General features: G+C 32.2%; 20 protein-coding genes. 5 read left to right on the top strand and 15 right to left on the bottom strand.

Annotation, left to right across the window (positions count from 1 at the left end; translation table 11 throughout):
* From Q0912_RS02975 to Q0912_RS02960, 4 genes are all read right to left on the bottom strand, one after another.
* Positions 1-228 carry a PspC domain-containing protein gene (locus Q0912_RS02975; RefSeq protein WP_299111846.1) on the bottom strand — a complete coding sequence of 76 codons (228 nt, stop codon included), beginning with the start codon at positions 226-228 and terminating at the stop codon, positions 1-3.
* 12 nt (positions 229-240) lie between these two features.
* Positions 241-1512, bottom strand: coding sequence for a DUF2851 family protein (locus Q0912_RS02970; RefSeq protein ID WP_299111845.1), 1272 nt, complete (start codon positions 1510-1512; stop codon positions 241-243).
* An 84-nt stretch (positions 1513-1596) separates the two neighbouring features.
* A complete protein-coding gene (locus tag Q0912_RS02965; RefSeq protein WP_299111844.1) occupies positions 1597-2577 on the bottom strand; it encodes a cysteine synthase family protein in 981 nt (326 codons plus the stop codon).
* 108 nt (positions 2578-2685) lie between these two features.
* Positions 2686-3921 (bottom strand): FtsX-like permease family protein, encoded by a 1236-nt coding sequence (locus Q0912_RS02960; RefSeq protein WP_299111843.1) that lies wholly within the window; start codon positions 3919-3921, stop codon positions 2686-2688.
* 9 nt (positions 3922-3930) lie between these two features.
* Between Q0912_RS02960 and Q0912_RS02955 the strand changes: the two genes are divergently transcribed.
* A complete protein-coding gene (locus tag Q0912_RS02955) occupies positions 3931-5172 on the top strand; it encodes a DUF1343 domain-containing protein (RefSeq protein WP_299111841.1) in 1242 nt (413 codons plus the stop codon).
* On the opposite strand, the gene Q0912_RS02950 is transcribed toward Q0912_RS02955, so the two are convergent.
* From Q0912_RS02950 to Q0912_RS02930, 5 genes are all read right to left on the bottom strand, one after another.
* On the bottom strand, positions 5173-5595 hold the full coding sequence (locus tag Q0912_RS02950; protein WP_299111839.1) for a hypothetical protein: 423 nt from the start codon (positions 5593-5595) through the stop codon (positions 5173-5175).
* A gap of 167 nt (positions 5596-5762) precedes the next feature.
* Positions 5763-6584, bottom strand: a complete 822-nt coding sequence (locus Q0912_RS02945) for a glycerophosphodiester phosphodiesterase family protein (protein WP_299111836.1) — start codon at positions 6582-6584, stop codon at positions 5763-5765.
* A gap of 24 nt (positions 6585-6608) precedes the next feature.
* On the bottom strand, positions 6609-7451 hold the full coding sequence (locus tag Q0912_RS02940; RefSeq protein ID WP_299111834.1) for a sterol desaturase family protein: 843 nt from the start codon (positions 7449-7451) through the stop codon (positions 6609-6611).
* A gap of 4 nt (positions 7452-7455) precedes the next feature.
* Positions 7456-8358 carry a hypothetical protein gene (locus tag Q0912_RS02935; RefSeq protein WP_299111832.1) on the bottom strand — a complete coding sequence of 301 codons (903 nt, stop codon included), beginning with the start codon at positions 8356-8358 and terminating at the stop codon, positions 7456-7458.
* A gap of 51 nt (positions 8359-8409) precedes the next feature.
* Complete coding sequence (locus Q0912_RS02930) at positions 8410-8904, bottom strand: YkgJ family cysteine cluster protein (RefSeq protein ID WP_299111830.1); 495 nt, start codon at positions 8902-8904, stop codon at positions 8410-8412.
* Between the two features lie 160 nt (positions 8905-9064).
* Here Q0912_RS02930 and Q0912_RS02925 point away from each other — a divergent pair, with 160 nt between their 5' ends.
* Positions 9065-9757 carry a class I SAM-dependent methyltransferase gene (locus Q0912_RS02925; protein ID WP_299111828.1) on the top strand — a complete coding sequence of 231 codons (693 nt, stop codon included), beginning with the start codon at positions 9065-9067 and terminating at the stop codon, positions 9755-9757.
* 8 nt (positions 9758-9765) lie between these two features.
* Here Q0912_RS02925 and Q0912_RS02920 read toward each other — a convergent pair whose 3' ends face one another.
* The 4 genes from Q0912_RS02920 to Q0912_RS02905 all read right to left on the bottom strand — a co-directional run bounded on the left by Q0912_RS02920 (position 9766) and on the right by Q0912_RS02905 (position 18129).
* Complete coding sequence (locus Q0912_RS02920) at positions 9766-11373, bottom strand: amidohydrolase (protein WP_299111903.1); 1608 nt, start codon at positions 11371-11373, stop codon at positions 9766-9768.
* A gap of 196 nt (positions 11374-11569) precedes the next feature.
* On the bottom strand, positions 11570-13297 hold the full coding sequence (locus Q0912_RS02915) for a TonB-dependent receptor (RefSeq protein ID WP_299111826.1): 1728 nt from the start codon (positions 13295-13297) through the stop codon (positions 11570-11572).
* Between the two features lie 69 nt (positions 13298-13366).
* Positions 13367-16390 carry a tetratricopeptide repeat protein gene (locus tag Q0912_RS02910; protein WP_299111824.1) on the bottom strand — a complete coding sequence of 1008 codons (3024 nt, stop codon included), beginning with the start codon at positions 16388-16390 and terminating at the stop codon, positions 13367-13369.
* A gap of 143 nt (positions 16391-16533) precedes the next feature.
* Positions 16534-18129 (bottom strand): hypothetical protein, encoded by a 1596-nt coding sequence (locus Q0912_RS02905; protein ID WP_299111822.1) that lies wholly within the window; start codon positions 18127-18129, stop codon positions 16534-16536.
* A gap of 89 nt (positions 18130-18218) precedes the next feature.
* Between Q0912_RS02905 and Q0912_RS02900 the strand changes: the two genes are divergently transcribed.
* The 3 genes from Q0912_RS02900 to Q0912_RS02890 are packed head-to-tail and all read left to right on the top strand — an operon-like array spanning position 18219 to position 20749.
* On the top strand, positions 18219-18902 hold the full coding sequence (locus Q0912_RS02900; RefSeq protein WP_299111820.1) for an ATP-binding cassette domain-containing protein: 684 nt from the start codon (positions 18219-18221) through the stop codon (positions 18900-18902).
* A gap of 21 nt (positions 18903-18923) precedes the next feature.
* A complete protein-coding gene (locus Q0912_RS02895) occupies positions 18924-19811 on the top strand; it encodes a glycosyltransferase family 2 protein (RefSeq protein ID WP_299111818.1) in 888 nt (295 codons plus the stop codon).
* The gene (locus Q0912_RS02890; protein WP_299111816.1) at positions 19808-20749 is read left to right on the top strand and encodes a glycosyltransferase family A protein; all 942 of its coding nucleotides are present in this window, start codon (positions 19808-19810) and stop codon (positions 20747-20749) included. Before Q0912_RS02895 ends, Q0912_RS02890 begins: the two co-directional genes overlap by 4 nt.
* On the opposite strand, the gene Q0912_RS02885 is transcribed toward Q0912_RS02890, so the two are convergent.
* Both Q0912_RS02885 and Q0912_RS02880 read right to left on the bottom strand, forming a co-directional pair.
* The gene (locus tag Q0912_RS02885; protein ID WP_299111814.1) at positions 20728-21138 is read right to left on the bottom strand and encodes an FdtA/QdtA family cupin domain-containing protein; all 411 of its coding nucleotides are present in this window, start codon (positions 21136-21138) and stop codon (positions 20728-20730) included. The two genes, Q0912_RS02890 and Q0912_RS02885, sit on opposite strands and share 22 nt — an antisense overlap.
* 3 nt (positions 21139-21141) lie before the next feature.
* Complete coding sequence (locus Q0912_RS02880) at positions 21142-22230, bottom strand: glycosyltransferase (protein WP_299111812.1); 1089 nt, start codon at positions 22228-22230, stop codon at positions 21142-21144.
* Positions 22231-22292 lie beyond the last annotated feature (62 nt).

The raw sequence follows: 22292 nt of genomic DNA, 5'->3' as shown, positions 1-22292 counted from the left end.
TTACAAGTCGAATACCGATGTGCGTTTAGTGTATATTATATCTTTAATACGAATCCAAAATGCTAAAAACAGATATAAAGCAAAACCAAAACCTACAGTTACAAAAGTAAGATACATAAATGATGTTCTTACAATCTTTGCCCTTATACCTAAACGGTCTGCAATACGTTGACAAACATAGTAGCCGCGTTTTTGAAAATAATGTAACAAGTTGTAGAACCATTTCATGCTGCAAGTTACTTATTTTTTAACGATTAGACTATTACCAATGGCACATTGTAAACATTGATTTTTATTACAATATTGTTGTTTTAATTGCAATAAAGCCTGGGAGTTTAATGCATTTTTTTCTATTGGTTTTAATTCTAAAAATTTATTGACAATACTATTATTTTCAATCTTTATTTGTTTAATCAATTTAAACAATTCCTCATCGATGGTTTTACCTTGTGCTTTTGCATAACTAAACTTTAAAGGAATAATCGTATTAATAATTAACAAATCGATAAATGATTTGGTCAATTGTTTCTTTGAGGCTTTCGACGTTTTTGCAAATGTGTAATGCGTCTTCCAAAAATCAGTTACTCCTTTTTTAAATAGCTTATAAAATTCGTCTCGTGTATTTATAGTCATGACCTTAGAAAACAACTGGTGCTCTATAGTATATAGATTAGCAAATTGAGATAATCGTATGGTAGGGAAACTTTGTGGGCGTAACCTAAAGAACTGTACTGGTATAACACCTTGATTATTTAACTTGAATTTATGCTTTACAAATTGATAGCGTTGTTTTAAATCTAAAAAGTAAGTGTCTTGAGTTTCGTCCTCTAGCATAGATGCCTGACCATAAAGTAAAGCTTCCATTTCTAAAACATCATTCTGAAGTTTTCTCACCATTGAATAGTCGATAGAGTTTGCTATACTTAAAAACGATTCGCCGTTAACCTTTAGTCCAAAATTTTTGAGTAACATTTTAAACAATACACCTTCCCAATCATTATTAGATTCTTGAAGTAGTTTTGTAATGTCCTTAGATTTTCGTTCTAGACGTTCTATAAATAGACGCTCTAACCAATTATTTAATAAAAAATCATCAACCATTGAAAAATCACTCTCGCAATTAATCCAGGACTTGGACTGTATTAATTTTTGATAAGTCTTTAATAGGTCTTCTTTGATATAATGTTTTAACTCCAAAGTAGGAATCTCAGAGTTATCTTGTCTATAAATTTCGGTATCGTGTTCCCAAACCACATGAAGAATAACATTATCATAAGCTTTGTCTATTTCGTGATTGTGCACATACCAATCAGAAGATTTTATATGAATCTCAACATTACCAGCCCAAAGCTGCCCATCAATACTAATTTGTGCATTAAAGAAATCTGGTCCTGTGTTATGATTGTGTTGACCTAGATGTTTTACAATAAGCATTTCATCTCTTGTGGTATTGAGAGATGAAATTGAGAAAACTTTATGTTTCCAAGCGTAATGAAGAAAGTCTTCTTGCATAGTTCTAAAATAGGAAAATCCTCACAAACTTCTATGCTCATAAGGATTATATTTTGCCTATAGTAAAACAACTTATATCTTAATTCATTCTATATAGCCCATCTCACGCATCCAATCGTCATTAAACATTTTACCTACGTAGCGGCTACCATGATCATGAAACAAAACAACAACAACATCATCTGGCTTAAAATGGTCTTTTAATTGCAGAACACCTTTAATAGCTGAACCTGCAGAATTCCCTAAGAACATGCCCTCTTCTTTTGCCAAACGCTGTGTATAAACACATGCATCTTTATCGGTTACTTTAGTGAAACCATCAATAATATCAAAATCTACATTTTTGGGTAGTATATCTTCACCTATACCTTCGGTAACGTATGGGTAAATTTCGTTTTCATCGAAAATACCAGTTTCATGATACTTCTTAAATACAGAACCGTAAGTATCTACTCCCCAAACTTTAATATTAGGGTTTTGTTCTTTGAGGTACTTACCTACTCCAGAGATAGTGCCACCAGTACCAACACCAACAACAAAGTGAGTAACTTTACCATTGGTTTGCTTCCATATTTCGGGTCCAGTACTTTGGTAATGTGCTTTAGCATTACTAGGATTATCGTATTGATTAACATACCAGGAATTTGGAGTTTCCTCACCCAGACGTTTAGATACAGAATAATAACTACGAGGGTCATCTGGCTCAACTGCTGTAGGACATACAATAACCTTTGCGCCTACGGCACGCATTATATCTACTTTTTCTTTAGACTGTTTATCTGCCATTACAAAAATGCATTTATAACCTTTTACAATTGCCGCCAAGGCTAAGCCCATTCCTGTATTTCCTGATGTACCTTCAATGATTGTACCTCCTGGCTTTAAACGCCCATCAGCTTCAGCATCTTCAATCATTTGTAATGCCATGCGATCTTTAACAGAATTTCCGGGGTTAAAAGTTTCGTATTTGGCAAGTACTAAACATGGTAAATCTTCTACCAATTTGTTCATTTTTACCAATGGTGTGTTGCCTATTGTGCCTAGTATATTTTCTACGTAATCCATAATATTATTTTGCTGTGCAAAAATAAGTTAAATGTGATAAGTTGAAAGTTAAAAGTTAGTTATGTTTTTAACTATTGGTATGGTAAACAATAATCTTTAGAACCATATTTAATCAAATCTAATGGCCTTTACTGGTGATATTCTAGAAATAATAACTGAAGGAATCATGAGCATTAACAAGCAAGCTACAAAGGTTCCAATATTTAACAGCACTATATAATCCCAATTAAGATAAACTGGTGCTTCACTCACATAGTAGGTGTCTGGATTTAGTGGAAATAATTTAAAATACTTCTGAGCAAATAATAAGCCCAAGCCTATAATATTTCCCCAAAGTAATCCCAAACCAATTAAATAAGACGCATTGTAAAGAAACACTTTTCTAATTGTCCAATTAGAACTCCCTAAAGCTTTTAAAATACCTATCATATTAGTACGCTCTAAGATTAGCACTAATAAAGTGGTGATCATATTAATACCTGCCACTATAATCATAATAGCAATAATAACATTTGTATTAGAATCAAAAATTTTAATCCATTCAAAAACCGTATAGTATTTTTGAGTCACTGGTCTTGCGTTAAGAAACGAGCCTGCTTCTTTATAGACTTGTACTGTGATATTATCTAATTCTGAAAAATCATTTACAAAAACTTCAAAACTACCTATTTGATCACTTTCCCATTTATTGAGACGTTGAATATGTCTTAAATCAGCAATACAAAATTTCTCATCCAGTTCTTGAAACCCTGAATTGTAAATTCCCACAATATTAAAAGCCATAATACGTGTGCGTAGTTCTTTTATATCGTTAGTAAACAACATTTGAAACTTATCGCCAACATTAAAACCCAAACGATTAGCTATATAACTAGACATTAAGATATCCTCGTTACGTTGACCAGAGAAATCTGGTACTCTCCCCTCTACTAAAAACTCTTTAAAATAGTCCCAGTTATAATCGGATCCGACACCTTTTACTACAATACCTTCAAAATCGGTTTCTGTTCTTATCACTGCAAATTTTGAGGCAACACCCTGAATGTGTTTTACGCCTTCAACAGCATTAAATTGAGGGTAAAAATCTTGCTGTATTGATATAGGCACCTGAGATTCATCTGAGCTATTGGTATCATAGTTAGTAATCTCTATATGACCATTAAATGCTACCACCTTATCTCTTATCTTTTGCTGTAAGCCCAAACCTGTAGCAATTGCAATAAGCATAACAACAATTCCAATAGCAATAGCGGCAATACCAATTTTAATTATTGGTGCCGAAACACTACTTTTATACGCTTTATTGCCAATAATGCGTTTAGCTATAAACAACTCAAAATTCAAACCTCTGATATGCGTTTTAAGGTTTTCAAAAATACAGTTTTATTATTTGTCTTGGTAGCTATTTCTTGTGCTTCTAAAACTAAAAAAGAAGTATCTACCAATGATGAGATTCTTAAATCAGCCTTGGATGACAAAAGTATTATTGTCGGCGCCAACCAAACAGAACAATATTTACCTATACTAGAAGGAAAACGGATTGGTATAGTTGCTAATCAGACTTCGGTAATATTTAAAAAAGGAGAGCAGAATACATCTTATACTCATATTGTAGATTCATTACTAGCCTTAAAAGAGGATATTAAAAAAGTATTTTCTCCAGAGCATGGGTTTAGAGGTAAAGCCGACGCTGGTGAAATGGTTAAAGATGGAGTAGATACTAAAACACAGTTGCCTATTTTTTCACTTCATGGAAGGCATAAAAAACCCACTAAACAACAGTTAGAGGATTTAGATATCATTGTTTTTGACATTCAAGATGTTGGCGTTCGTTTTTATACGTACATCTCAACGCTACATTATGTTATGGAAGCATGTGCAGAACATAATGTTCCGTTACTTATTTTGGATCGTCCGAATCCGAATGGTAATTATATTGACGGACCTGTATTAGAAAAAGAACACCGTAGCTTTTTGGGAATGCACCCTATTCCTTTAGTCCATGGTATGACCATTGGTGAATATGCAAAAATGGTTAATGGAGAAGGGTGGTTAGCAAATAGTATTAAATGTGATATTACTATTATTCCTGTTAAAAATTACACGCATCAAACCACTTACAGTTTACCTATAAGGCCTTCACCAAATTTGCCAAACGATCAGTCTATATTGTTATATCCAAGCTTAGGTTTGTTTGAAGGTACTAATATCAACGCAGGTCGCGGAACAGAGTTTCAATTTCAACGCTATGGTGCTCCTTTTTTAGATAAGACATATTATAGTTTTAGTTATACTCCAAATCCAAATTTTGGGTCTAAATACCCTAAACATAAAGATAACGTTTGCTATGGTGTAGATCTATCTACTGTAAAAGCCAAAAGACAATTTACGCTAAAGCACATTATTGATGCTTACAATAATGCCACAGATAAGTCTAAGGTATTTAACACAGCCAACTTTACAACACATGCTGGCACTGCAAAACTGCAACAACAAATAGAATCTGGAATAAGCGAAACTGCAATTAAAGCAAGTTGGCAAGCAGAATTAGAAGCTTACCGAAAAATGCGGAAGCAATATTTAATTTATGAATAGTTAATTTTCAATAACTGCTATTTCTGTAGGCCTAATGGTAACTTTTGGCTCTGTTGGTATTTCTATAGGAATATCTTTTAAAATACGAACTACAAAAACAATACGTTTTGGAGATTGCACGGCTACTAATACATGCTTTCCTTTTGGTAATTTATTTAAGGGTAATCTATAATAAGTTGTATCTACATACACATCGAAATCTCTACCGTAATTTTTATTAATGGAATAGAGATAGTTTATTTTTTTATCACTCTGAAGAATTAATGTGTCTTTAGTTGCATTAAGCTTATGAATAAGACTTTTAGCCTGGATGTTTTTATTTTTCTCAAGCTTGGCATAAGGCTGTTGCTCTTGCGCATTAAGAGTAAAGCTCAATAAGAAAATGAGAATAATAACGAGACAGATGCGGATTAAATTTTTCAATACATTATAGTATAAAGTTAAACAAGAGTTTGTTTATCTCAACACTAATTAATCAATCCGTGACAAACATAAGCGGTTTCCTACTTTATGATGCAAAAATCCTATCAACTACAAAAATATCAGAAGAACGACCTTATTTTATAAATACGTTAAGGACAAGTCAAACATCAAAGTAAGTCAACTAAAATATTAGGATAATCAGTTATAATTCCATCAACCTTTAATTTTATCATTTGTTTTATGTCCTCTATTTTGTTAATAGTCCATGGTATTACAACAAAACCATCGGAATGAAATTTGGCAATATTCTCAGCATTCAATAATTTAAAATATGGGCTAATAATTTCGGATTTGTACGAGAGTTTTTTTAATTTTGTTTCAATAACTTCATCCTCATCAACCAATAAAGCGACCTTCATTTCCGAAGATTGCTTTTTAATTTCTTCGAGAATTTTTAAATCAAAAGATTGAAGATTAACACGATTAAACATGCTATTTTCAATGACCTCATCTAAAACTATTTTCACATAATCTTTAGGGTAAGGCGTATAAACCCCATAATAGTTTAGTTTCGATTTAATTTCTATATTAAAACGTACGTCTGAATTTTTAGCAATAGCTAATTGAAACACTTCAGACAGAAGTGGCTTATATGTATGTAGTTTTTTCTGATTAGGATATGAAGGGTGAAATTTAGACCCACAATCAAATTGTTTAATCTCATGATGTGTCATTTTATAGAGATTATGTTTCATATCCATTGACTCAGGAATTTCATTTCCTTCAGTATTATAGCATATTGTACGACTCATAAAAGGCTCATGAGAGACGACCACTTCATTATCTTTTGTAATGGCAATGTCTAACTCAAGCGTATTGACTCCTATATCAATGGCTTTTTCAAAAGCTGGTAAGCTATTCTCGGGCAACAATCCTCTGCAACCTCTATGACCCTGAACATCAATTTGTTTTTCTAAATCGCAACTCATCAATAAGCTTATTAGAAAGGAAAGCTATTTTTCAACATCTGCTGAAAGTGTAGGCTTTTCGTATTTCTGAAATGGTTGCTTCAACAATTCACCAATATGACTGTTCTTTTGCTCGTCTGGAAACACATCTACTCCATAGACTAATTTTTCGCGCTCCATATACATGTATGTCCCAAAGAGATGATCCCAAACACTAAATATATTACCATAATTAGAATCCGTATATGGCAATCTATAATGATGATGAATCTTATGCATGTCTGGAGATACAATGATATAGCTTAAAGCTTTGTCTAAACGTCTAGGCATTTTAAGATTAGCATGTGTAAACTGTGAAAAGACTAAAGATAACGATTGATACAAAAACACTAGGGCAATTGGAGCACCTACTATAAAAACACCAAAAAGTGTAAAGAAAAACCGTATTAAACTTTCGAGAGGATGATGTCTATTAGCTGTAGTCGTATCAACACTATGATCTGTATGGTGAACTAAATGCACCATCCAAAGTGGTTTTACCTTATGCTCAACAAGGTGTGCTAAATAAGCTCCAAAAAAATCCAGAAGCAATACTCCTAACAAAGCATATAACCACAATGGCATATCTGGCAACCAGTTTAAGACACCAAAATTACTAGCATCGACCCATTTAGAAGTTTTGTACAATAAAGAGGCTAATGCAAAATTGATAATCACTGTAGTTAGTGTAAAGAAAAGATTAGGTAAAGCGTGTTGCCATTTATTATACTTAAACTTAAATAAAGGCAAACCACTTTCAATAATCCAAAACAATGCCAGTCCGCCTACAAGAATGAAACTTCTGTGCTCAGGAGGAATAGTTTCAAAATAGTTTATAAAGCTTTCCAACACGTCAAGAATTAAGATTAATAAGTTTCTGTGCTTTTTTCAAATCTACAGAAGAAATTTTAGATTTCCATACTTCAGCTTTATCATTATCTCCTAAACTCATATGTGCTGTATAATATAAGAATGCTACAAATGTGGTATTTGTATTATTTATGTCTTGGGCATCCATTTTTCTTAAAAATCTAAGAACGCGTTTTGGCTGCTTTAAAAATAACAATTTTTGTATCTCTAGTAAATCACAACGTTGTTGCAATACGGTTTGGTCTTCTGTAGATTCTTTTGCCACTAACAATCGTGCTTCTTTTAAATAAATTGAAGATAGATTGATAAGATCTTTTCTTTGGTATTTATTAAGATACATCGTATAATCCATATACTTTGATGCCAAGTAGTATGCAGAAAAAAAAGTCTTTTCGTTATGGTATTCTTTTAGCTCCGGAGCAATAAACTCTGTATTTAAACCATATTTTTGAATAATCTTAGTAATGTTTTCGAGATCTTCTAAATAAACATCAGATGCGTTTAATATATTACCATTAATATCCATAATCTTTATGGAATTATCATTAAACTTATCAATGTATTTTTGGCTCCGCTTTCCCTTAATTTCATAAAACATTTCACCATATTTATCTTCACTAACAATAACAGGCACAAAGTGTTTCCAAATTAATGGACTAATATATTCGTCAGTAAATAAATTCTCAATAAATATTGTTCTTCCTTTATCGTCATTAACAAAAACCGGATACATATATTCTGTAGTACCTTCCCAAACCATCAATACCATTTTGTTCTCTACCATTGCTAGTTTTTGAGCAATGCCTAAATCTGTCATCCAAGCCTGAGAAAAAGATAAATTAAAAGCAAAAAGAATAAATACCGATTTTATTAGAAGGTTTTTCATTTTATATTTTTTATTCTGATTTGTATCAAAAATTATTCCGAAGCTAAACTATTAAACCTTAATTCGCTTTTTCATGGCCTCTACAATATTATAAGCTGCTGGACAAATTGCTACATTTTTCAATGTAAGATTAGAAATTTGCTGAAACTTCTTTCTATCTGTATGTGGAAACTCTCTACATGCTTTTGGTCTTACCTCATAGATAGAGCAATAATTATCTGAGCCTAAAAATGTACATGGAACGGACTGTAAAACATAATCCTCCTCCTCATCTAAACGAAGATATATTTCTATAAATTGCTGCTCCTTCATTCTAAAAAATTTTGCAATACGACTTATGTCTTTATCTGTAAAAAGCGGTCCTGTAGTTTTACAACAGTTTGCACACTCTAAACAGTCAGTACGTTGAAATTCTTCATCGTGCAACTCTTGCATAATATAATCTAACTGCTTAGGAGGCTTCTTTTTAAGCTTAGTAAAAAAGGTTTTGTTTTCCTTATGCTTATCTTTGGCCAGCTTATGCAAATTATTGATTTGGTCTTGCATAATGTAAAAATAAACAACTTGTCTTTTAGAGCGAAACGAAGCATCTTAAAATTAACAGACAAAAAAGAATTTTTAAACACTAAAAAACCAAAACCATCTAAGTTTAATTTAACCTCTTAAGTTTAATAATGAGGTTTTAATGCCTCAGAAATTATAGAACATGAAAGATATCTTCGGAAAGGCTTTATTAGATTATCAAAACAGAAATTATTCTGAAGATATTATTACCTGGACTAATATCTCCGATAAAGATATTTTACCACTTCCATATTTATTCAGGGATTTTTCTAAAATGCCAGAGTTAGAAAAAAAAGCTTTGCAAATTTGTAAAGGTCATATTCTCGATGTTGGTTGTGGTGCTGGTTCGCATTCACTTTGGCTACAAAACAAAGGCTATAAAGTAAAAGCTATTGATAGTTCTAAAGGTGCTATTGAAGTCGCAAAATATCGTGGTATATTAAATGTTGAGTTAAAGCCTTTATTAGACGAAACCCAAACATTTGATACCATTTTATTACTTATGAATGGTACAGGAATTTTTCAGGAATTATCTCAGGTTTCAACTTATTTAAAGCATCTAAAATCCCTTTTAAAACCCAATGGACAAATCCTTATGGACTCTTCTGACATTTCTTATATGTATGCTGATGAATTTGAAGCTGAAATTGAAAATCAACTGCAATATTATGGCGAACTCGACTATTACATCAGTTATAAAGATGAAGAAGAAATACCTATGAAGTGGTTATATCTCGATTTTGAAACTTTAAAAATGGCTTGCAAAACTGTTGGCCTACAATGCGATAAAATTATGGATGGTAAACATTTTGATTATTTAGTGAGAATATTTTGAGTTATTGCTTACTGCACCTCACCACCAACAACAGTCTTCAACACTTTTATCGTAGGAATCTCACTAACATCGACCGTCATAATATCTTTATCTAAGATTATAAAATCAGCAAACTTACCTGTTTCAATACTTCCCTTTTCGTGCTCTTCAAAATTAGAATAGGCAGCCCAAATCGTCATACCTTTTAGGGTTTCTTCTCTAGATAAAGCATTCTCCATTTGAAAACCTCCCTTTGGGTATTGTTCTAAATCTTGTCTTGCAACAGCAGCATAAAACGTTAAAAACGGACTTACGCGCTCAACAGGAAAATCAGTGCCTAAAGCAACTTTTCCATAAGCCTCGAGCAGTTTTTTATAGGCATATGCTCCTTTAATTCGCTCACTACCTACTCTATCCTCAGCCCAATACATATCGCTAGTTGCATGTGTTGGTTGAATGGATGGCATTACATTTTTGTATAGATCAAAATCTTTCTGAGATACTACCTGAGCATGCTCTACGCGCCATCGTCTATCTTGTTTTCCTGTCAATACTTTGTTATAGGTTTGCAGCACAGCTAGGTTTGCAGAATCACCAATGGCATGGGTATTCATTTGATATTCTGAATTAGCAATACGGGTTGCTGCATTTTCAAAAGTATCTAAATCGGTAAGTAACAACCCTAAATGCTCTGGTTTGTCACTGTAGGGTTCTTTTAACATAGCGCCTCTGGAGCCTAAAGCACCATCGGCATAAAACTTAAACGAACGAACATTAAGCTTCTCGGTTTTTATAACACCTTTATTTAAATAATAATCTAAGTGCTCAGGTGTGTACGATACCATAGCATAGACACGCATATTTAGGTCTCCAGATTGGTGAAGGCTATCGATAATTTCAATAGATGTTTTACTCAATCCTGCATCATCAACAGTTGTTAAACCTAAATCAAAGCATATTTTTTGCGCTTCTAATAAGGCATCAACTTCATCTTTACGGCTTGGTTTTGGCCAATAATCCATTACTAAAGCTTCAGCATTATCAACTAAAACTCCCGTAAGCTTTCCATTTTCTGTAATCAATTCACCACCATCAACTTTACTATTAATAGTTACTTCACCCAAATCTAAAGCAGCTTGATTACACAAAATAGCATGACCATCAATTCGTGTTAATGCAATAGGAGTATTTGGATAGAGTTTGTCTAATAATGTTTTATTTGGAAACGATTTATCCTCCCAATCATTTTGATCCCAACCACGACCTAAAATAAAATCTTTGTGGTGTTTATTCTGAAAATCCAATACCCGCTTAACGACACCTTCAAAGCTTTTAGTACCAACCAAATCAACAGCTTGCTGGTTATATCCTAAACCTAAAAAATGACAATGTGCATCTATAAAACCAGGTAAAAGTGTTTTTCCATCTGCATTTATAGTATCTACAGAACTGTAAGTCTCTTCAATGTTCTTTGTTGTACCAACGGCTATAATCTTACCATCTTTTACAGCTAAGGCTTCTGCTTTACTAAAAGCATTGTCTACAGTATAGATATTAGCATTAGTAACCATTAAATCGGCCTGTTGTTTTTCTTTTTGGCAAGAAAACACAGTAAACAGTATCACAATTATCAGCATTGAATTACGCACAATAATTTTAGAGCTTCTCATAAGTTGATGTCGCTTCGATTTCATTTTGAATGGTTTTTTGAATATCGTAAAAATAAGAAAAAGCGTTCTGGAAATAGAACGCTTTCTATAGCTTGTTATTTAATAATAATATCGCAAAATAATTTCTGGGTGGCATTACGTGAGGTTTTCACTTTCAAGGAAACTAGAAATCAAACTGATAGGTAGCTCCTGCCAAAGCTTGTATTCCTTGAACTGGAAAATTAAGATAACGTTGGTAATCCTGATTTAAGATATTGTTCACTTTAGCAAATACTGATAGTTGGTCATTGATTTTGTAGCCTAAATGTGCATTGGCATCAAAATAGCTATCTAGTGTTATTGGTGTTGGGTCTGGAGTTACCAAAGTACCTACCAGCAATTGCTGGTCTTTACGTTCACCTACATAAAATGCACTTGCACCTGCATACCATTTCTCCGAAATCTGTACGTCCATAAATATAGAACCTGTGACATCTGGTAAGTTCCAAGCTTCATCTTGAGTATCAGTATTATAATTAAAATACTCACCCTTAAAACCTAGTGTAAAGTTTCTATTAATATCTATATTTAGTTCACCAGCTACTGAAAATGTAGTTATATCGTCGTAAACCACACCAAATGAATTACCATATTGATAATCTTCTGTTGCAAAAGTTTGCGCATCATTAGCTTTAAATAATGCTTTGCCTTCTTCTGCATAGTAGTTTCCTTTAACATTATAACTCACATTATTAGATAACTTACCTTTTAGACCAATAAAACCATTATAGCGTTGATCTGTTGGAGCAATCAATAAGGTTGGCGATACAAATGGGTTTTCTGTAGCAAAATCGTAATACGAATTTTGTTGAAGTTCCCCTTTAATTCCAGCATAAGCAATCAAAATTTCGTCAACTAAGCGATACGTTGCTTCAATATTTGGGTAAATAAAAAACTTATTATCACTAAGTTCTGTATCGTTGAGATATACTAGTCGTAATCCTAGATCGACAGTTAAATCGTCTTGCTTTAATTGGTATGATGGTGATAAACCAAAGGTGACATTACCATATTTTATTTCATCATTATTATTGAAATTCATATCAAAGCTTCCGCCTATATAATCGATATATAATTCTGTACTAATGGCTTCTCCTTGTACAGGTATATCAAAACCAACTTTTGCTATAAACCTATTTTCGCCAGAATCCTCATTATCACCAAAACGTCTAAAGCGTACACTTCCATCTTTAATAATGGCATCATCGAATTTCAGTTTTCCACCGAGATGAAAACTGTTAAAAGTATGCGTTGGATCGATCATATCTGCCTCCGTCTGACCGAAGAAATTTTGAGGAAGACCATACCAATTATAGGTCATTAAATCTAAGCCTCCATCAATTTTCCACGAAAAATCTCTCAATTTTTGCGAATAATGTGCGTTTAAACTGGTTTTACTAAAGTTATCATCTAATAGTAAATCATCAATACCTCCTTGCGAAGAATGGTGGCTAAAATAGCCTCCAACATTTTCTGTGCTACTCAGCTCATGATTAAGAAAAACTTCACCTAAAACTGTAGTGTATGTTCCTACGCCAAGTGACGCGTAATTGTCAAATAATTTTACAGGTTTTGCCTTATCTACATTTGCTGCTTTTCCTTTTGCAGGTGTAAATGTAGATGCTACAGGAATAGAAAATATATTATACTTTACCTGTTTTTTCTTTACCATGTTAGAATCGTTCAACTTTGGCATATCTTTTATTTTAAAGGCATCTGAAATCGTTGGCGTATATGGTTTTACAACATTGACTACCTGATCATCTATAGTATCTTTGGTTCGCTCTTGTGCATAAGTCAATGACAAACTACTTGTTATGGTGATTATAAAAATTAAAAGCTTGATCTTCATATTTGATGTTTTGATTTAACTTCAACTTGGCTACTAATTAAGCAGCCAGAAAGTCTCATTATACTCTCTTTAGTTGTCGTCAGTTTCGATTGATGAATTTGTTTTTGCTTCTTCGGTTTTTATTTTATTGAGCTCTACTGTTGCTTCTTCTACTACATCATCAAAATCTGGGAAATTAGAAATTACACTTTCTAAAATATAGTTGGCCTGAAATGCATCTCCTAGGGCATAGAAGTTTTTTGCCATAACAACTAAACCTTTTGCACTGTAATACTTATAGCTACTATAATCCTTAGCCAGCTTTTGAATGGTTGTATTAGATGCTTCGTACTTACCTTCTTTATTTTTAAAATAACCATTGTAGTATAGTGCCTCTGCAGCAACACTTCCTGTTGCAATTTTTTCTACATCTGCATAGGCATCTTTTGCTTTGTCTTCATTTCCGGTTTTTATTGCCGAACGTGCAATGATGATTTTTGCATCGCTCTTCACTTTATTATCAAGATTTGAATTTGTCAAGACTTTTTCAGCATAAGATTCTGCAGCATTATAATCTTCTGTCTGGTAATATGCATTCATCAAGTTAGATTGTGCATACAATACATTTTGAGGATAATCAGCTTCTGTTTCAAGTGTTTTCAATACAGGAATTGCTTGTGACCAATCTGAAGCATTTAAATATATCTCACACAGTTTTACCGTGGCTTGTTCCGTATATTCACTTTTAGATGCTTCAACTACATATTTATAATGTGGTTGTGCATTTTCAAATAAATCCTTTTTGTAGTACAATTGTGCTAAGTAAAAATGTGATTTTAAAGCGTGTATACCATTAGGAAATTGACTGAGATACTTGTTAAACTGTCGAATAGCCTTATCTGTATCATTATCTAAATACGGCTTTTCTGCCGCTAAATACATAGTGTTGTCTAGCTCAACATCTGTTACTTCGACATAATCTAAAGATTTTACCCATCGTGCATACTCATCAACGCGACCTAAATCAATGTAGATCAAACGCGCTGTTGAAACTGCTTGAACCGCTTCGCCAGAACCTGGAAAATCCTTCGCTACTTTTTTAAACTTTGATAAAGCACGTTCGTTATCATTACCATTATAATATACTAACCCTTGACGCAACAAAGCTTTTGATGTAAATGCACTACGTCTATACTCAGAATTTAAACGATCATACATTTGCATGGCTTGATCTGTATCACCAGATTTTACATAAGAGTTAGCCAGCTCATACATAGCATCATCTCTTAAGGCTGACTTTGGATAACCCGCTATAAAGGTATTTAACTCTGAGATTTTTGTGGAGCTCTTCCCTAGATATCCATGACTCATCGCCTTCTGAAATGACGCATAATCAGTCTCAATTTCATTAATTTGAATCGCCTTATCATAAGCACTAATAGCACTTTGGTATTGACTCGACACAAAGTAACCATCTGCTAATCTCAAATAAGCATCATTTCTTCGTGGTCGGTCACTTTGGTTTTTATCTATAAACTTTTGAAAATATTTAGAGGCATTATTATAGTCTTTTAATTTAAAATAAGTGTATGCTAAATTATAATCGAGATTGTCGTTTTCTGGCAGACTTGATGCTTCAGACATTCCTGCAAATTGCTTAAAACCTATCAACGCATCATTATAGTTCGTTAAATTATATTCTGCCTCAGATTTCCAAAATGTGGCTTTTGCTACAAAGATTGGGTCTCTAGGTTCTTTTAACGAGCTATTAAACAAGTCTAAAGCGTCATTGTATCTGGTTTCATTATAGAGTTCAATACCTCTGAAAAATGCTACTTTTTGATAGGCTACTTTATTTTCAAAACTATTTTTTCCTTTTAAAAGCTCTAAAGCTTCTTTATAATTTTTTGAAGTAATATAAGAGTCGATTAATAAAGTTTCAATCTCTTCTTTATAACTGGTTTCGGGATATTTATCTAAATATCCAGCTAATACTTGTGGTACTGATTGATAAGGATTACCAATTTCATAACTGATCTTAGCATAGTTTAACCAGGCATCTTCTTGAATTTTGGTATCGTAATCCATTTCTGAAGCATTTCTAAAGACGTTTAATGCTTCTTGTTTCTTATCTAAATTTATATAACTTTCACCTAAATGATAGTAGGCATTTTGGGCTACTGAGTTATTGCCATCTATTATTTTATTAAATTCTGAAATAGCAGCTTCAAAATCATCTTGTTTATAATAAGTGTAACCTAATTGGTAGTAATCTGTATTATTCCATTTACCTTGTTTACCCTTATATACTTTTAAGTATGGTAAAGCTTCTGCATATTGCTCAAGATTAAAATAGCTCTCTCCAATTATTTTAGACAACTCAGATTCTTCAACACCACGAGAATTAGGTAATTGTTCTTTTGCTAATTCTATAGCCTTCTCAAACTTACCTAATTTAAAATTTAAATCGGCTTGATAATACGATAGCTTCTCTTTATATTTTTCGTTATCACTGACTTGCTCAAAATATTCATTTGCTGTATCATAGTCATCACCTTCATAAGCCATATAACCAATATAATATTTGGCCTGAGAACCATATTCTTTAGAATTGACAACACGGTTGAGGTACTTTGTAGCTTGCGTTTTACTCTTGGTTGCATATAGACAATAACCATAATTAAAATTAAACCTATCGCGTTCTGAACGTGCAATACTTAACTCATCTACTTTCTGATACCACTTACGTGCATAGGCGTATTTAGAATTTTCAAAATAATAATCTGCAACATCTAAAAACGCTGTATTGCGCTTAGTACTTGTAGGGTATTCTTCAACAAATTCTGTAATTAAATCGTCTGCATTTTTCTGGTTTAATCGTACAGCACAATTAGCAATATAATACGAGCAATCTGACTTTAAAACAGCATCGTTTGTATTGTATTTAATATCGTCAAACAAAGATTGGGCAGCTTTGTATTGTTTGTTATTGTATAAGGTTAATGCTTTCTGATAATCCTTTAAATCACTAGTATAAATTGCTGATTTTTGTGCAAAACCCAGTAACGAAAAGGCAAGGAAAACGATGATGAGTTGTCTCTTTATATGTAGCATTAGTGTCGTTTTTTGATTATTATTTATTGATGATTCAAATATAATTCAATACCAAATCTATAACGGTAGAAATTCTGTATAATTATAAACTGACTTATTAATATTTTAATTTTTAGTACCCAATCATGGTTTTTAATTTTAAATTAAAACAACCATCCAAAAAATCGCTCTAAAAAACTTTTTTTCTTTTCCTGCTTCTCAAATACAATTCTATAGACTCCAAAATTGTCTGCTGATTTTGCTGCTATGCTATTATGCAATGGCTTTTCGAATGCTTTTAATCCCATAGGAAATGATATTTTCATATTTTTAGGCATCTTACCAGGTTTAGCAACCACATTTCTATTTTCGATATCATAGATTTTGTATGCTGCACCAGCTTCAATATTAAATGCGCTAAAATCTACTGTAACATCATTGGCTTCTTTATCCAAAAGCGCTACATAAAATTGATCTTTTTCGGTCTTTAATTCAACAATTTTTAATACGGGATCTATTTTAAAATCTTTAAGCCACTTCCATTGGCTGGTTTTATCAATATTGAAAATAGTTTGCCAACCTAAAAGGTTATAATCTTTGTTCTTTATAATTCTAAATGCTTTAGGTTTTTTTGTGTAATAGATATTATCCTCCATTTTAAAAGCTTTAGGTTTTAAAAATGATTGCGTAGATTTCTCTAAATGTATGTAACCTGTATACACTATATTATTTTTAAAAATCAATGACTCTGCATGCATAATACTAAAACCATTATTTTGCCCTATGATTACATTATTTGCAACTTCAACATTTTTTACGGGAGCACGTTTTATAAAACCTAAAGCTAGTGATGAGGCGTTGCCTAGTTTTTTATGATTAATTAAATCCACATTATGGTAAAGCACATTTCCCTTAACTTTAATATTTCTTGCGATATTTATACCTTCTTTATCGTTGGTAGCCACAATAACATTTCCCCAATGTCTTCCTGAGGGTGTACCATTATTAAAAATAATATTGTTAACGAGTGAAATATTTTTTACAAAATCTTGTTTTTTTCCAGAACTAGCTGACCACACTTCAATACCTTTATAATAATTACCATAAATGATGTTATTTATAATAATTCTATGGTCCTCACTGTTATTCTGAATATATATACCTTCACCCGACCCTCGCTTTTTGCCCAAAACTCCATTATAATAAATCATACATTCTTCAATGACGGAACCTCCTGTATTTTTCCAGGAACCAAAACCTAAACCTGGATTATTATATATTTTTAAATTTTGAAACTTTGAAACACCAGATAAATGATTAATCCCAGCACATACTTTAAAATTATCATCTTGCGCGTTACGAGAATATTCACCTAAAAAGGTTACCTCAAAATTCTTAAAGACTACTTGGTTACCCTTTACTTCTAAGACAGCTTTTAACTCATTTCTAATATTTCCATTAAGGACGACCTTGTCAGTTTTATAAGCACTAACTGTAATAAATTTTAGATTAGTGGATTCTAAGGTACTTTGAAACCTACCGTTATAGGTTCCTTGATGTAACCAAATAATATCATCACCATTTACACGTTTAGAAGGTTGTGATAATGCAGTCTGTAAATCCCAAGGTTTATCAACACTGCCATCGCCATGTGGCGAACCCTGTTTGTCTTTTCCATCAATGGGAAATACATGATACTCACTTTGGGCAGAAGATACCAAAGCAAAAAATACAAATAAGAAAGCGAATACATATTTCATAAAAGTATATTTCCAATTACTATGCCAATATTTGGGTTTTGAAATATTAAACAATACATTTACACATACCAAAAAAATCACTAAAAAATATGTCCGAAACGGTCTTACAACTTAAAGATGCTACCATATACCAAGGTGATAGTATGGTACTTACCAATGTAGATTTTGAAATGAAAAAAGGCGATTTTGTATATCTTATTGGTAAAACAGGAAGTGGTAAAAGTAGTTTTATGAAGACTCTCTATGGCGATCTAGAATTAACAGAAGGAGAAGGCCAAGTTGTAGACTTTAATTTAAGAACCATGAAGGAAAAGGATATCCCTTTTTTACGTAGAAAGTTAGGTATTGTTTTTCAGGATTTTAAGTTATTACCAGATCGAACTATTAATGGTAACCTAGAGTTTGTACTTAAAGCAACTGGCTGGAAGGATAAAGACAAAATAAAAGAGCGTATCGAAGTCGTTTTAGATAAAGTTGCTATGAAAACCAAAGGATTTAAATACCCTCATGAACTCTCTGGAGGAGAGCAACAACGTATTGCTATAGCACGTGCTTTACTAAACGATCCAGAATTGATCTTAGCCGATGAGCCTACAGGTAATTTAGATCCACAGACCAGTATTGAAGTTATGGAAGTTTTGCAAGACATCAATAAAAATGGCAACACCATTTTAATGGCCACTCACGATTATGCTTTACTTCTAAAATATCCAAGTAAAACTTTGAAATGTGATGAAAATAAAGTTTTTGAAGTGGTACAGCGGAAAGGTTAATAAGTTTTCAAAGTATAACATATGCTTTCAATACTAATACCAATATATAATTACACGGTTTTTAATCTCTTAAATTCTCTTGATATAGCCACCAAAGATTTAGATTTTGATTATGAAATCTTATGTTGTGAAGATGGTTCTCAGTTATATTTAGATGATAATAAGACAGCGTGCAATTCTATAAAAAACACGACTCATCTCATTTTAAGTAAAAATAATGGTAGCATTCTCACACGAAAACTATTGGCAAAAAAAGCTAAATATGATTGGCTACTTTTTTTAGATGCTGACGTAGAACTGGTAAATGATAATCTAATTAATAATTATTCAAATTATTTGAAACATAAATATGATGCTATTTATGGTGGTTGTAGCTATGATCAAACACCACCAGACAGTGAATATATGCTAAGGTGGAAATATGGACTAAAGTATGAACAGGTAAGTGCCGTATCGAGAAATCTAAAACCATTTAAACACTTAGTTTCTGCAAATTTTTTAATCAAAAAGGATATCTTTTTAAAAGCTAGCTTTGAAATTAAAAACAGAGCATATGGTAATGATTTATTATTCGCTTCTATTTTGAAATCACATCAGAGTAATATTTTACATATTGATAATGCAGTGATTCACAAAGGCTTTGATAATAATCTTGAGTTTTTAAATAAATCTAAAATAGCCGTTAATACATTGTTTAAAATGTATCTTTCTGAAAACAAAACAGAGAGTAGTCTATTACATCTTTTTAAAAGACTTAAGGCATTTGGCTTAACAAAGATTATTGCACTACTATTTAATTTTAGTGAAAAATCGATAAAGAGCAACTTATTAAGTGGAGATCCCAAGATCAAATTATTACAATTTTATAAATTGGGCTACCTTTGTTCACTAAGTCTTAATAAAGAATGACTCCTTTTTTTTCGGTTGTAGTTACAGTATATAATAAATCTCATTTTGTAGAAAAAACGATTACCAGCATTCTCAATCAATCCTTTAGTGATTTTGAACTTATCATTGTCGATGATGGTAGTAGCGACGATAGTCTAAAAGTTATCAATGGTATTAAAGACAATAGAATTTCTATTTACCCAACAAAAAATCAAGGCGTATCTGCTGCAAGAAACTACGGTTTACATAAAGCAAAATGTAATTATATTGCACTTTCTGATGGTGATGATATTTGGTTAGAAAATCACTTATTAGAATTGAAACAGCTTATTGACACATTTCAGGGCTGTGGTATATATGCTACCAGTTACAAAAAACATTTTTTTGAAAGTTATATCACCACACCAAAGTTTCAATATATCGAAGAGCCTTTTTTTGGTATTGTTAAAGACTATTTTAGAACAAGTACTATAGATAATATTCTTTGGACCTCAGCTGTAGCCATTCCTAAGCGTATAATTGACAAAGGGTATATTTTTGACGAAGACCTCGGATGGGGAGAAGACAATGATTTATGGATACGAATTGCCAACGATTTTAAAGTGGCTTTTTCTTCAAAACCTACGGCTCATAAGATGATTCACTCTAAGGATAATCATTTATCATTAACCAAAGATATACCTAACCTAATGATGATGTTAAATAAACATAAGGATAAAGAAAAACAAAATCCATCATTAAAGGCACATCTGGACGTTAATAGATTTATGATTGCCATGGAAGCAAAACTTAGAAATGATTATGAAAACTACAAAAAGGTAAAGCAAGAAATCAATCCTAAACATCTTAACTACAAATTAAGATTATTATTAATTTTACCTGCAAATATCTTAAGGCTTTTAAAAAAATTAAAATTCTTTCTTTTAAAAAAGAAGCTTTACATTTCGCCTTTTAGGTGATAAAAAGCATTATAATCCCTTATATACTCAGTTTCATCATAAGTAGTTGAAGCTAAAACCAAACAAACGGCTCCTGAAGAAAAGTTATCAATTTCGCGCCAAATATGAGTTGGTATATACAATCCTTGCGTAGGTTTATTAAGCATTATTCGCTTACGAGATGACCCATCGTCTATAATAACTTCAAAGCTTCCACTTAACGCAATAATTACTGATTCTTGCTCCTTATGGGCATGCCCACCTCTAAAACTGTCACTTGGTACATCGTACAAATAATAGACGCGTTTTATAGCAAAAGGGAGTACTTCTTTTTCTATAACAGCGAGAGCACCTCTTTCGTCATGCACCTTAGGTATTTTAATTAGGTTTGTGTCTTTTATTGTATACATTGTCTATTTTAATATGGCTTTCCATTGCAAACCAATGGTTGTTTTAGAAAATTTGGCAATACTGTCTTTTGCATTAGACTTGCAATGTAAATATAAATCTTCATCCTCTAGCATTCTATTCATAGCAATCGACAAAGTATCTACATTATGATTCTCAACTAAAAGTCCATTTTGTTCATTGATAATAATTTCATTAGGTCCAGATTTACAATCTACAGAAACTACAGGCACTCCCAATGCAAGAGATTCTACTATAGCTCTTGGAAATCCTTCATATCTGCTTGTTAAAACCGTAAAAAAAGCTGCCTCTACATAAGTGTAGGGATTTGCTTTAAAATCTAAAAACTCTACCTCATTTTCTACACCTAGAGTTTTACTTTTATCCTTTAATAGTTGTTTATCATCACCACTCCCTAATATTTTTAGTTTTATAGCACATTTTGGGAGTTTTGACTTTGAGTATGCTTCAAGCAAAAGAGAAATGTTTTTAATCTCATCATTTAGTCTTCCAAAAAATAGAATATAATGATCGTGTGATGAATTTTCAATTTTAGATTCCTTATTATCTATTGCCACAGGATTATGAATGACCTCAAGATTCTTAAATTTAAAATTGTGCCTTAATTTTTTAGAAATAGCATGAGAAACAGATACAATTTTATAAGCCGAATTATATAATAATCTACTTAAAAATCTATTTGGATTTATATAATTATCTGTATAATAACTACGTACGCAATAGATAGTTTTATTAGGCTTGTATACCCATTTAGAAATAATTAATTCTTTTAGTAAACCTATTCGTGTTCTGTTATCTATAACATAATCAAAGTTTTGAGCTTTGAGATAGCGTTTAAAAATTTTTAAGCGCTTTAATCTGCTGATTTTTGAGTTATGCTCTGTTTTTAGTTCGCCTAGATTAAACAACTTACCTTTATATGGGTAATCGACTTTATCCTGAACTGAAACAATGTGTACATCGAAATTTAAGTCAAAAAGGATTTCGGATAATATTGCCGAAGACCTTTCTGCTCCACCAACACCAAGCGACGAAACTACAATACATATTTTTTTAGTATCAGCCTTAATCATTTACAAGTATATTTCTTCTTAACCACTTTATTAGTCTATAATTTTCATTTGGTTTTCGAATT

The organism is uncultured Winogradskyella sp. (assembly GCF_947498345.1).
Taxonomy (GTDB): Bacteria; Bacteroidota; Bacteroidia; order Flavobacteriales; family Flavobacteriaceae; genus Winogradskyella.
Note: the sequence above shows the minus strand (reverse complement) of the source record. Positions and strands in the feature narration are given on the sequence as shown.

What these genes read in the sequence shown, in the direction of transcription:
- Q0912_RS02930 (WP_299111830.1), bottom strand. Translation starts at nt 8,904, where the DNA reads ATGCAAGACCAAATCAATAATTTGCATAAGCTGGCCAAAGATAAGCAT.
- Q0912_RS02880 (WP_299111812.1), bottom strand. Translation starts at nt 22,230, where the DNA reads ATGATTAAGGCTGATACTAAAAAAATATGTATTGTAGTTTCGTCGCTT.
- Q0912_RS02910 (WP_299111824.1), bottom strand. Translation starts at nt 16,390, where the DNA reads ATGCTACATATAAAGAGACAACTCATCATCGTTTTCCTTGCCTTTTCG.
- Q0912_RS02905 (WP_299111822.1), bottom strand. Translation starts at nt 18,129, where the DNA reads ATGAAATATGTATTCGCTTTCTTATTTGTATTTTTTGCTTTGGTATCT.
- Q0912_RS02920 (WP_299111903.1), bottom strand. Translation starts at nt 11,373, where the DNA reads ATGCTGATAATTGTGATACTGTTTACTGTGTTTTCTTGCCAAAAAGAA.
- Q0912_RS02935 (WP_299111832.1), bottom strand. Translation starts at nt 8,358, where the DNA reads ATGAAAAACCTTCTAATAAAATCGGTATTTATTCTTTTTGCTTTTAAT.
- Q0912_RS02965 (WP_299111844.1), bottom strand. Translation starts at nt 2,577, where the DNA reads ATGGATTACGTAGAAAATATACTAGGCACAATAGGCAACACACCATTG.
- Q0912_RS02925 (WP_299111828.1), top strand. Translation starts at nt 9,065, where the DNA reads ATGAAAGATATCTTCGGAAAGGCTTTATTAGATTATCAAAACAGAAAT.
- Q0912_RS02970 (WP_299111845.1), bottom strand. Translation starts at nt 1,512, where the DNA reads ATGCAAGAAGACTTTCTTCATTACGCTTGGAAACATAAAGTTTTCTCA.
- Q0912_RS02945 (WP_299111836.1), bottom strand. Translation starts at nt 6,584, where the DNA reads ATGAGTTGCGATTTAGAAAAACAAATTGATGTTCAGGGTCATAGAGGT.
- Q0912_RS02955 (WP_299111841.1), top strand. Translation starts at nt 3,931, where the DNA reads ATGCGTTTTAAGGTTTTCAAAAATACAGTTTTATTATTTGTCTTGGTA.
- Q0912_RS02890 (WP_299111816.1), top strand. Translation starts at nt 19,808, where the DNA reads ATGACTCCTTTTTTTTCGGTTGTAGTTACAGTATATAATAAATCTCAT.
- Q0912_RS02885 (WP_299111814.1), bottom strand. Translation starts at nt 21,138, where the DNA reads ATGTATACAATAAAAGACACAAACCTAATTAAAATACCTAAGGTGCAT.
- Q0912_RS02915 (WP_299111826.1), bottom strand. Translation starts at nt 13,297, where the DNA reads ATGAAGATCAAGCTTTTAATTTTTATAATCACCATAACAAGTAGTTTG.
- Q0912_RS02975 (WP_299111846.1), bottom strand. Translation starts at nt 228, where the DNA reads ATGAAATGGTTCTACAACTTGTTACATTATTTTCAAAAACGCGGCTAC.
- Q0912_RS02895 (WP_299111818.1), top strand. Translation starts at nt 18,924, where the DNA reads ATGCTTTCAATACTAATACCAATATATAATTACACGGTTTTTAATCTC.
- Q0912_RS02900 (WP_299111820.1), top strand. Translation starts at nt 18,219, where the DNA reads ATGTCCGAAACGGTCTTACAACTTAAAGATGCTACCATATACCAAGGT.